This window comes from Emticicia soli (genome assembly GCF_037860775.1).
Lineage (GTDB): Bacteria > Bacteroidota > Bacteroidia > Cytophagales > Spirosomataceae > Emticicia > Emticicia soli.
In genome coordinates, this window is record NZ_JBBEWC010000003.1 from 543,555 (window position 1) to 554,074 (window position 10,520).

At 39.2% G+C, this 10,520-nt stretch carries 10 protein-coding genes; 2 read left to right on the forward strand and 8 right to left on the reverse strand.

Features of this window, described 5'->3' with window-relative positions:
* From WAE64_RS05715 to WAE64_RS05725, 3 genes are read right to left on the reverse strand one after another with little or no spacing between them, the layout of a single operon-like run.
* On the reverse strand, positions 1 to 216 hold the full coding sequence (locus tag WAE64_RS05715; RefSeq protein ID WP_340235274.1) for a hypothetical protein: 216 nt from the start codon (positions 214 to 216) through the stop codon (positions 1 to 3).
* A 52-nt stretch (positions 217 to 268) separates the two neighbouring features.
* Complete coding sequence (locus WAE64_RS05720; protein ID WP_340235275.1) at positions 269 to 859, reverse strand: TetR/AcrR family transcriptional regulator; 591 nt, start codon at positions 857 to 859, stop codon at positions 269 to 271.
* A 51-nt stretch (positions 860 to 910) separates the two neighbouring features.
* On the reverse strand, positions 911 to 1,417 hold the full coding sequence (locus WAE64_RS05725) for a YdeI/OmpD-associated family protein (RefSeq protein WP_340235276.1): 507 nt from the start codon (positions 1,415 to 1,417) through the stop codon (positions 911 to 913).
* A gap of 65 nt (positions 1,418 to 1,482) precedes the next feature.
* On the opposite strand from WAE64_RS05725, the gene WAE64_RS05730 reads away from it, so the two are divergent.
* A complete protein-coding gene (locus tag WAE64_RS05730; RefSeq protein ID WP_340235277.1) occupies positions 1,483 to 3,243 on the forward strand; it encodes an ABC transporter ATP-binding protein in 1,761 nt (586 codons plus the stop codon).
* An 86-nt stretch (positions 3,244 to 3,329) separates the two neighbouring features.
* Here WAE64_RS05730 and WAE64_RS05735 read toward each other — a convergent pair whose 3' ends face one another.
* Positions 3,330 to 3,521, reverse strand: coding sequence for a cold-shock protein (locus WAE64_RS05735; protein WP_116982241.1), 192 nt, complete (start codon positions 3,519 to 3,521; stop codon positions 3,330 to 3,332).
* 229 nt (positions 3,522 to 3,750) lie between these two features.
* Between WAE64_RS05735 and WAE64_RS05740 the strand changes: the two genes are divergently transcribed.
* Entirely contained in the window at positions 3,751 to 6,528 is a 2,778-nt protein-coding gene (locus WAE64_RS05740; RefSeq protein ID WP_340235278.1) for a TonB-dependent receptor domain-containing protein, read from the forward strand.
* Between the two features lie 74 nt (positions 6,529 to 6,602).
* On the opposite strand, the gene WAE64_RS05745 is transcribed toward WAE64_RS05740, so the two are convergent.
* The 4 genes from WAE64_RS05745 to WAE64_RS05760 all read right to left on the reverse strand — a co-directional run bounded on the left by WAE64_RS05745 (position 6,603) and on the right by WAE64_RS05760 (position 9,943).
* A complete protein-coding gene (locus tag WAE64_RS05745; protein ID WP_340235279.1) occupies positions 6,603 to 6,830 on the reverse strand; it encodes a VF530 family protein in 228 nt (75 codons plus the stop codon).
* On the reverse strand, positions 6,830 to 8,074 hold the full coding sequence (locus WAE64_RS05750; RefSeq protein WP_340235280.1) for a DEAD/DEAH box helicase: 1,245 nt from the start codon (positions 8,072 to 8,074) through the stop codon (positions 6,830 to 6,832). Before WAE64_RS05750 ends, WAE64_RS05745 begins: the two co-directional genes overlap by 1 nt.
* Positions 8,071 to 8,445, reverse strand: coding sequence for an RNA recognition motif domain-containing protein (locus tag WAE64_RS05755; protein WP_340235281.1), 375 nt, complete (start codon positions 8,443 to 8,445; stop codon positions 8,071 to 8,073). The genes WAE64_RS05750 and WAE64_RS05755 overlap by 4 nt, the downstream gene beginning before the upstream one ends.
* Positions 8,446 to 8,563: 118 nt before the next feature.
* Positions 8,564 to 9,943 carry an HAD-IB family phosphatase gene (locus WAE64_RS05760; protein ID WP_340235282.1) on the reverse strand — a complete coding sequence of 460 codons (1,380 nt, stop codon included), beginning with the start codon at positions 9,941 to 9,943 and terminating at the stop codon, positions 8,564 to 8,566.
* Positions 9,944 to 10,520: the final 577 nt, after the last annotated feature.

The window sequence follows — 10,520 nt, forward strand, 5'->3', positions numbered from 1 at the left end:
CTAATCGTTTAATTCTTCACATTCAAAACCCCATTGCACAATTAAAGCCATGAGGCTGTTAATACTTAATCCTTCAGCCGATGCTCTGAGCACACCATCACAGTCCTGATAATCGACCGACCATTTTTTAATTTGTGGAATTTGGTTGATTTGTAGCGCAAGCACGTCTCTCATAACAGAGCTACGTACATTGGTTTTTAGAATAAATAACTCCATAAATAATAGCTTTTTCGCAAAATGTTAAATCTATAAGTATTCTTGCAATCTATTAAATCTTTAAGGCTTTCATCACTACTTCAAATGTTTTCCACATAGACTCTTCCGAGAGTTTGAAAGGCTTGCCTGCCAGGCTTATGCCTTCGTTATGAAAGCGTATTAAATTATACAAGGGCGCATAAGCTACCGACCAGAATACCTCATGAGGCATGGGTAAAATTTCTTTATTGGCAATAGCATTTTGCAAAAACTTGCCCATGGCTGTTACAAACTCCTGGTCAAGTGCTTCAAAAACCCGTGCCCGCAAGGGCGAATGCCGTAATTGCTCAAGAAACGAAGCTCTGGTGGGGTCTTCGAGCCAATAATCGGCTCTGTTGCGCCACTGGATGCGCATTCCTTCTTCAAAACGCATATTTGGGTCAAAATCCCTGAGTATAGTTGTGGTTAGGCGAGTGGCTTCTTCGTACCCGAGTTGTGCCAGTAAGTCTTCTTTATCTTTATAGTAAATATATAAAGTAGCAGGCGACACCCTGGCCTGTTTGGCTAGTTTTTGCATACTAAAACCATCGAGTCCCTCTTTTACAATCATCTCAATGGCCTTGTCTTTTACAAGCTGCTCTTTATGTTCGTCTCTATATCTCATAATCGAGTACAAATATAAATGAATGTTCGTTCATTTATTATTAAAAAAATATTATTTTTTTTCTTTAAAGTGTCTTATCATCGGCCCATAATCCATGCCCATCGATAATCCCCAAACTGCTTGAGTAATACGCTTGGTTTTGGTCTCAATGGTTTTGGCTTCTTCAATCCATTTTGAGAAGTATCTCTGGTGGCCAGGGGTAAGGCTGTTAAACTTTTCTAAAGCCTTTGGCTCGTCTTCCAGGCATACCAGCAAATCTTCAGACATTTTAAACTCGCTTTCGTCTACTGCCAGGGTAATAGCAAGCGTATCACCTTCGTTTTTCCTGATTCCTTTACGCATATTTCCATTAATAGGCATAATAAAATCACCATCACCTGCCGGCAGCAAGGCGACTTGCTCAATCGGGAAATCGTCTAATTTTCCCTTTACTCTGAACGATGTACGGGTATTTGGCTTTAGTTGATTGGCAATACTTAGCGGAATGATAATGTATGTCCAGCCTGTTTTGTCTGCATTTTTTTCAAATTTGTGTAGGGTAGCCTTAAAAGTGAGCATTGTTTCTGAACGATTATGTATCTTTATGAGTTTAAAATTAAGAAATCTTTGTAAAAACAAACTTAATGAGCGAACAAAATCCTTCAGGTAATATTTTCGATTGGGCAGTTCTGAAAAGGTTGTTTCAGTTTATTCGTCCGTATCAGTTCCGTTTTTATGTGCTCGTGTTCGTCATTCTTGTAGGGGCAGCGCTGGCACCCGCACTTCCGCTTCTGATTAAACAAACAATTGATGGCCCGGTTTCGGCTGGTGATTACTCTGGCTTGGCAAAAATGATGCTGATTATGGTTGGGGTTTTGGTCTTGCAATCGCTTATTCAGTTCGTAAATACTTATCTGGCCGGATGGTTGGGGCAAAACATCATTCGTGATATACGCATTCAGCTATACCAGAAAATTATTCACCTGCGCCTCAAATTTTTTGATGATACACCCATTGGTCGCTTAGTAACCCGCACAATATCAGATATAGAAACACTCGCCGATGTATTCAGTGAGGGAATCGCCGCCATAGCAGGCGATATTCTGCAATTGGTTCTGATTATAACCGTAATGTTTTACACCGACTGGAAGCTCTCATTGATAAGCCTTAGCACCATTCCGCTAATGCTGATTAGTACTTATATTTTTAAAGAGAAAGTTAAGAAATCGTTCAATATTGTGCGTAATGCGGTAGCTAATCTCAACTCGTTTGTGCAAGAGCATATTACGGGTATGAGCATAGTGCAGATTTTTAACTCTGAGAAAATAGAATACAAAAAGTTTGTTGAAATAAACAAAGAACACCGTGACGCCAACATCAAGTCGATTATGTATTATTCTGTGTACTATCCGGTAGCAGAGGTTATTGCGGCTTTGGGTACGGGTTTGGTGGTTTGGTTTGGCGCAAAACAAATGCTCAATAGCGAGGTGAGCTATGGTACAGTTACGGCCTTTATTATGTTTATCAATATCTTCTTCCGCCCAATCAGAATGTTGGCCGATAGAATGAATACCTTGCAAATGGGTATTGTGAGCACCGACCGAATTATTAAATTGCTTGATAGCGACGAGTACACTTCTAATGAAGGTACATACACTACCCATCTGAAAGGCGATGTAGCCTTTAAAGATGTATGGTTTGCCTATAATCAGGAAAACTACGTACTGAAAGATATTTCATTTAAAGTAAATCAGGGAGAAACTGTTGCTTTTGTAGGTGCTACTGGTGCAGGGAAATCGTCTATCATCAATCTGTTATCGAGGTTTTATGAGATAAATAAGGGAGAGGTAAGGATAGATGGCATAGATATAAAAGAATATGAATTGAAGCATTTGCGTGAGCAGATAGGCGTTGTGTTGCAAGATGTTTTTCTGTTTTCAGATACCATCGAGCGGAACATTACGCTGGGCGATACTACGATTTCAAGAGAGAATATCATAGAGGCAGCCAAGTTGGTAGGCGTACACGATTTTATCATGCAATTGCCTAATAATTATGATTACAATGTACAAGAGCGTGGCGCAACGCTATCGGTAGGGCAACGCCAGTTGATTTCGTTTGTGAGAGCAATGGTGCAAGACCCGAAGATTATTGTCTTAGACGAAGCTACGTCGTCGGTTGATACCGAAACCGAAGAATTGATTCAGAATGCCATAGGGCAGCTAATGAAAGGCCGCACAGCCATTGTGATTGCCCACCGTTTGAGCACTATCCAGAAAGCCAATAAGATTATTGTATTAGATAAAGGGCATATTATGGAAGAGGGTACGCACGAAGAACTATTGGATAAAGAGGGATTCTATGCGAATCTGTATCGGATGCAATATAAAGAGGCATTTGCGTAAAAGACATAATTTCATAAGCCCCCTATAAAAATCAAAAGCTCTCAATTTCGATTGAGAGCTTTTTTATAATTATATATCTGATATAATTATGCCAATTTCACGTTCACGGCGTTAAGACCTCTTTTACCTTCTTGGATTTCGAAAGTAACTTCGTCATCCTGACGGATTTGGTCTTTTAATTCTGAAACATGGACGAAAACCTCTTGGTTTGTTCCATTTACTTTAACGAAACCATAACCTTTGGTTTCATTGAAAAACTTAACTATTCCTGTAGACATTTGAGAAATTTGTATTATGTACTTAAAGTACAAAGGTTACATTAATAATCGACAATAACAAGCATAAGTGCTTTTTATTCTTAAATATGGATAATTTTACCTATTTTTTGTACTATATTTTTACTCAATTGCTTTATACATTAACCTTAATTAACATTATTTCAATCTCTGTTAACCTATGTTTATAAGTGGGGTTTCTACTTTTGTTGCGACAAAAATCAAACCACTTATGAAAAAGCTTTTCTTTCTTCTTTTGTTTGCACTACCGGGTTTTGCCCAAAAAATAACTATCAAAGGCATAGTTACCGACTCGGCCTCGGCACCTTTGCAGTATGCTACTGTGTTGTTGCTGAGCCCCAAAGATTCTTCATTAACTAATTTTGGGCGTACTAACGACAAAGGCAGTTTTGAACTCAAAAACCTCAATTCGGCCAATTATCTGTTTAAAATCACCTATATAGGCCACGAATCTTTTTATAAACTGATAGTACCTGCCGAAGCAACAGAGATAGACATGGGTACTATAAAACTGCAAGCACTCAGTAAAGAGCTGGCAGAAGTAACCGTAAAAGGCGAGAAAGCCCCCGTGAGCATTAAGGGCGATACCGTTGAATTTAACGCAGGCTCGTTCAGAGTAAAACCTAACGCTATGGTAGAAGACCTGCTAAAAAAGTTGCCGGGCGTAGAGGTTGATAAAGACGGTAACATAAAAGCGCAGGGCGAAACCGTAAGACGTATTACGGTAGACGGCAAGGAGTTTTTTGGAAGAGACCCTAAAATGGCTAGTAAAAACTTGCCTGCCGATGCTATTGAGAAAGTACAGCTCTATGACAAACGCTCTGACCAAGCTGATTTTACAGGAATTGATGATGGCCAACGCCAGAAAAACATTAACCTGAAACTGAAAGAAGACCGAAAAAAAGGAGCTTTCGGCAATATTACGGCAGGCGCAGGGCTTGACGAACGCTACGCTGGTAAGCTGAATATCAATAGTTTTAATAAAGATAAGCAATTATCGGTGCTGGGCATGGGTAATAATGTAAACCAGCAGGGCTTTTCGATTGAGGATTATATGAATTTCTCGGGAGACTTAATGCGTATGATGAGTGGGCGAGGGGGGCAGATTCGAATGCAATTCAGTAGTGATAATGATGGTGGCCTGCCACTTAACTTTGGAAATCGTCAGAATGGTTTTGTGAGAAGCTGGGCCGGAGGACTTAATTTTAATAACCCTATTACTAAAAAAACAGAGGTAAACGGAAGCTATATGTTTAATAACATCAATCAACTGATTGATAGAAAGATAAACCGCCAGAATTTTTTGCCTAATGGTGATAGTTATACTTCGTTGCAGAAAAACTCACAAAACACACTAAACGATAACCACCGTCTTAATTTCACGCTCGACCAGAAGATAGATTCTATGAACTCCTTTAAGTGGTCGTCTTATGTAAATTATAACAAAACCACCGCCAATACATTGAGCAATAGTCAGTCGTTGAGCAGTAGTAATATTTTAGAAAACGAAGGCAACCGTAATTATGGTGGTGGTAGCGAGGCATTGAGCATAAACAGTGATTTATTGTACCGACACAAGTTCAACAAAAAGGGTAGAACACTCTCTACCAATTTCAATTTTCAGTTGAATAATACAGATAGTGACGGAGACCTGACGGCTCAGAACAAATATTATACTGATGGCGTACTGACCCGCACCGAGAATATCAGACAAAACAGTGTCAGGAAATCAGACCGAAGGAATTATGGTTTAACAGCGGCATACACCGAGCCATTGGGCAAACGTAAGTACTTAGAAGTAAACTATGCTTTGCAGAAAAACGATTATCTGTCAGATGCCTTGGTAAATGATATTAAAGATGGCTTGCCTGTGTACAACAGCCAGTTGAGTAACAAATTTGAAAGTGATTTTATTTATAATCGTGTTGGTGCTAATTTCAGATTGGTACAGAAGAAATATAATTTCTCTACGGGTTTAAGTTTCCAGCATGCTAACCTGAGAGGGAAAATGTTGCTTCTGGACGATGATATTTCACGGACATTCCAGAATGTATTGCCAAATTTACACTTCAACTATGATTTTCAGCAAAGCCAACGTTTGAGATTTGATTATGAAACCAATTTCCAGGAGCCGAATATTACACAGCTAGCACCTATTACTGATAACCGTGACCCATTGAATATTTATGTGGGGAATCCTAACTTAAAGCCGGAGTACATACACAGATTCGGACTGAACTATAACTCATTTAATCAGTTGAGTTTCTCAAATTTCTTTGCTGCGGCTAATTTTATTTATACTACCAATAAAATTAACAATGCACAGCAAATAAGCCCTACGCTTGTACAGACATCGCAGCCTATCAACGTAAAAGATGATTATTTGCTCACAGGAAACCTGAATTATGGTTTCAGAATAAAGCCTATCAAGTTAAGGGTAGACATTGGTGAGCGTTTGATGATGAACAGAGGTATTAACTTCGTGAATGAACAAGAAAACCGTACTAAAGGCTTGCAGGCAAGTACAAGTGTAAGACTAAGCTACCAGAGAGATAATCTTGATGTATCGGCCGAAGCCCGTATGTCTTATAACCAGACGCACTATTCGGTAAATAAACAAATGAATCAGGAGTACTTCAATAATGTATTCTCAACCGACCTTAACTGGACAATCACAAAGAGTGTTGCCTTCAGTACCGACTTTGATTATAACGTTTATTCGGGGCTTGCAGGGGGCTTTAACCAGAAAATTCCGTTATGGTCAATGTCGGTCTCAACTTTCTTCCTGAAAAACAAACGTGGTGAATTGAAATTATCGGTAAACGACCTTTTGAATCGTAATACGGGTATCAGCCGTACAGCGCAATTAAACTTTGTGCAAGACGAACGCATTACTACGCTGGGCCGATATTTTTTATTGAGTTTTACTTATACCTTAAAAGGCATTAATCCGTCACAGAGAGGCGGAATTAGAATTATATCGAGATAAAGGCTTTGTCCAAATCTATAGTTTGGTATATTTTTTAGTTTGTTGGTAGATTAGGCAGCCATGTTTATGGCTGCCTATCTTTTTAAATCGTCGAGCATTCTGATATACAAATCCTCTACTTTTGTACGAGCCCAGGGAGTTTTACGCAGAAAAGTAAGGCTTGATTTTATACTGGGGTTATTCATAAAACAATTAACACGAACATGATATGCCATCTGGTCCCAGCCATAATAGGCTACCAATTCGTTCAGAATCATTTCAAGCGTTTTGCCATGTAGCGGATTATTGGGTTGTTCCTGCATTATTTTTTGCCTTTACTTTTCTTACGTTTCATTTCTTCAAACTTCTCTGCTTCTTTCAGCAGCGATTTCAAATCAGAACTGGTAGTATCTTTCGAGAAATCGATTGTGGCAGAGTAATCCAGTTGGTCTAGCTCCAATACCTGCACAGGTCTTGTCAGATACGCTTCTATTTCGGCCAATATAGGTTTTTCTTCTGTACTACAAAAAGAGATAGCATTACCTTTTTGTGTGCCTCTTCCCGTACGGCCAACTCGGTGTACATAGTTTTCGGGTACATCGGGTAAATCGTAGTTTACTACATAATCAACGTTGGCTATATCAATCCCTCTGGCACTTACGTCGGTGGCAATCAATAATTTGGCTTCACCTTTTCTGAACTGGTTAAGCACTTGCAGGCGGTCGGTTTGTTCTTTATCGCCATGTAGCGTTTCAGATTTTATACCAACACGCTCCATTGCAGCTTTTACACGCTCTGCCCGCACTTTGGTGCGTACAAAAACCAGAATCTTGCTTTCGGGGTGTTCGTTCACCAAACGCTCCAGAAAAAAGCGTTTATCGTCCATTTCAACATGCATTACTGCATGGTTGATGTTTTTAGAAACCTTATCGTTAGGCGAAATCTGTATTCTGATGGCATTATGTACCAACGAGTAAGCCAGTTTTTTGATAGTTTCGTTGATAGTAGCCGAAAAAAACAAAGTCTGGTGTTTGCGAGGGATAAACCTTATTACATCCTGAATGTCTTTAATAAAGCCCAGGTCAAGCATGTGGTCGGCCTCGTCGAGTATCAAAACTTCTACGTGGTTGAGTTTCAGGTGTCCCTGGCTTATGAGGTCAAACATACGGCCCGGTGTAGCCACCAATACATCAATACCTTTTTCGAGTTTTAATATTTGCGGGTCTTGCTCTACACCACCAAACAGCGAGAAAGCTTTAACCTTAGTACCTTGACCTATCTTCTGAAAAACTTCAGTAATCTGAATCGCCAATTCACGTGTAGGTACCATTACGATACAACGAATGGCATCGGCACGGGAGCTTTTCTTGGCATCATGAATCAGGTGTAGTACCGGAATCGCAAACGCTGCCGTTTTGCCCGTGCCCGTTTGGGCAATAGCCAGTACATCTTCGCCACGCAAAATAGGCGTGATAGATTTATACTGAATATCGGTTGGGCGCTTAAACCCTAATTGGGCCAAGTTGTGCTTGATTTCCGGTGCAATACGGTAGTCGTCAAATTTCATTTTTTATTTCGTTTATCGTAGCCTTTCCCAATACCTCTGAAATTGCCCGAGGGTTTACCCAAATGGTTAATTTTAAAGTTTTTCACTGGCTTAGGTGCTTCTTTTTTCGCCGACAGGCTCACTTCTATTTCACGGCCCATCAGTTCGGTGCCATTAAGCTCATGAATGGCGTTTCTTACGGCGTCTTCGTCGGGCATTTCTACAAAGCCGAAGCCCTTATTCTGGCGTGTAACTTTATCTTTTACGATTTTTACTGCTGTTACTTCACCGAATTTTTCGAACAAAGCCCTTAATTCTTTTTCTTTTAGTTTGAAAGGAATACTCCCCACAAAAATATCCATTGCGTTGGTATTATAAGATGTAAGCTGCAAAATTACGAAATTTACGCAGAATGTAGATTTTTGTTGAAAATAGTAGTGCAGGATAAAAAAATGGCTATCAAATAATAAAACAGAGAGATAAGCCTCGGCTATCTCTCTGTATGCGAGTTTAAAGGGCTACTTCTAGTAGTTTTTTAAACGAAGGCTCTGAAATAATTATATCAGCATGATGGTTTACGAGCGGGTCTTTAGAGCAGAAAGCAATCCCCAGACCTGCTTCTTTTATCATCCAGAGGTCGTTCATGCTGTCGCCGATAGCAATACAGTTTTGTTTCTGGATTCCATATCTTTCCAAGATACTTGCCATAGCATTGGTTTTGCATATAACCAGTTTATTAACACTCTTCGGATTATTAAACAAATAAGATGGTATCTTAACCTCGCCTGTGGCTACTCCTTTCGAAAACTCAAGCTCATTGCCAATCGAGAAGTCCATACCAAGTTTGTTTTTTATATGGCTTGTTACAAAATCATAGCTGTCAGAGATGATTCCGGTTATATAGCCTCGTTCTTTCAGTTCATCTATTACTTCTTTAGTTTGGGGTACTATCTCAATTGAATCTAAGACCTGAATGAGCTCACCGTAATTGCGGCCTTTTAGCAAAGTAGCTATTCGTTTTGTTATAATTACGGGGTCATGCTCGAGCGAGCGTATTTCAAGCAAGTCTTTTGTGAAATTAAATCTTTCGGCACAGGCATCAATAAATCTACCCATTAATAGGGTATTGTCCATGTCGAACACTATCATTTTTTTGAGCTTTTTGAACTGACTTTCCAATGACACCTCCATTTGTGAGCGGATTTCGGTAATAGTACCTAATTCTTCAAAATTAAAATTCGAACTGTTGTTTGAGGCAGCCTTTGAAATAATAGCCTGTGCTACTTCTTTACTCATTTTACCCAATGCCTGCCAGGGTTTGCTTTTGTTTTCTAGGTACCCAATTGCTACTTCTTTTATGCGTGCGTTCATCAGGTGCATATCTATTAAAATACCTATGTCAACCCCATAATCATCTCTGAAATCTATTTGTTGTAGCAGCTCTTTTTTACCTGCTATCATGCCGCTCAGGGGCTGATTAAATGAGGCTAGTTCTGGAAAAAAGATACTCAACAAGGGTTTAGCTACCAATTCGGTTACTCTGCCGGCGTTTCGGTTGAATGCCGATTTTACGAAGTCAGCCTCTCCGGCTATAATCGGTTCAGTAAGTAAATTAATTGTTTCTGCTGGGTAGGGGTTTATGTCGCCATCTAAAAAAGCCAGAATATCATTTTGTGCATATAATACCCCTTCACGCATTGATGCCCCCTTGCCTAGTTTAGTGCTGGTAAGCACAGTAGCACCATGTTTTTTGGCAATGGGTACCGTTTTATCACGCGATTTATCATCAATTACCAGTACTTCACTCACGTGAGCCTGGCTTTTGGCAAATTCGACTACACTGGCAATCGTCTCTTCTTCATTGAGTGTTGGTATAACAACTGAAATCATATTACTATGGGTTTTAGATTGAACAATTTTATACACTTTCCTTTTTTTAAAGCAATAGCATTTGGTGTTTTTCTTATTGAAAAACACCAGTTAACCTGATAATATGTATAGCGATTTAGTCTTTGCCAGTACAATTAAATGTAGCCCGGCAAGACTGTAATGTTTGAATTTTACGATCTGGTAGAAAACAATTATTTAAGCAGAGGATTGAGTCTTCAGAATGAGATTCTATATAATGTTTGTATAAAGTTGTGTTTCTGCTTGCATCTTAATAACGCAAAAACGAGGCTGTGTGTTTCAAAAAAGTACTTTTGAATATAATTTTGTGGGAGTAGTATGAAATTTTTGTAATATTAAATAGTTGATTTTCAGGGTTTTAGTTAGGCATATGTGAAGGATAAACGCTTCTCTGAGTATTTAGACGAAAAAATGCCCAACCAGTCAGGTTGGGCAGGTATTTTAAAAATCAGGATTATTTCACAAGATTTAGAAACTGTTTGAGTTAAATTTTAATTAGGACTTTCGCTTTTGCGAAAGAGTTTAAAAATAGTTAAGTTAGCCTCATGCTAACGAAAAA